The organism is Halorubrum yunnanense, assembly GCF_026586675.1.
GTDB lineage: Archaea > Halobacteriota > Halobacteria > Halobacteriales > Haloferacaceae > Halorubrum > Halorubrum yunnanense.
The window spans coordinates 1-1,042 of record NZ_JAODIX010000102.1; the positions used below are offsets into that span (position 1 = coordinate 1).

1 pseudogene is annotated in these 1,042 nt (G+C 56.4%); it reads left to right on the forward strand.

The features are described from left to right. Positions 1 to 38 precede the first annotated feature (38 nt). A pseudogene (locus tag N5096_RS16065) lies at positions 39 to 1,042 on the forward strand (hypothetical protein); the annotation flags it as partial.

Sequence of the window (1,042 nt, forward strand, 5' to 3'; positions counted from 1 at the left end):
CCGGTGACGCATCCTCTACCGGTGGCTTTGTGCAATGGATGGATGGACGCGGAGCAGATCTTGACGCATTTGCCCTTCATGAACGCCATACAGCGGCCTCGAAGGGAGAGGGCATCACCCTGCTTGACGCTCCGGTCCACGAGATGGACGATCCACGGGTTACGTATCTCTCTGTGATGCGTGACCAGCTTCATGCAGTCACACAATGGGGTGGCTCAAGAGCCACACTGGGACGCATCGCGGCAGCCTTATCGGGAGCAAAAATTTGGGGGAAGGCGCTATCGGAGAAAGCGCTCGAAGGAGTCCTCTCAGACCTCGGCTCGACTCCAGATGAAGTGCTCAGTTTCCTCCGCCGGGGCATGCAGATCGGGTGGCTTGATGCGGAGTCAGTTCTCGACGAGGACGGCGTCAACTACTATGAACTGCGTGATGCACTGTTCCGCGCTGGCCGGAATATCCTTGGACGACTCTCTGATACCAATCAGAGCCCTGATGAGCGCTCTAAGTTCTATCGCGACTGCCACGGGTTGATTACGTCGATGACGGCACTCCTCGATCACGTTGGCATCGAGACGTCGATCCACCTTCGGTTTCCTCGTTCATCGGAGTTCCTCTCTAACGACGATGCGAGACGAGACTTCGTCGAGTTCTTGACCTACACTGCCCCGAAACAGGCTCGATACGGTGTTCACAGCGGGTATCGGCAGGTCGTCGAAGATCGTGATGAGAAACTCAAGTTCAGGCTGCCAATGGAGGTAGATCCGGTAGACCGAACGGCTGATCTCACAGCCTCGTGGGTGATTGCTGGTGAGGGGATGGATGAATTAGCTGAGGAAGTGCTCAGTGGGTTGGACAGCGTGAATGCTCGTGACTCGGTCGCGAACGGCGAGGAAGAGTCGATCGGTATCCAAATACCCGTCCATACCGGCGGTACGACGGGACAAGCTCGGCAAGTCATTCGCGATTTGCTTGCACAGAAAGACTGGAACCCGGATTTCCAGAATACTGACCGGATCACACGGGTGCTGATGTCAGTGCTGTC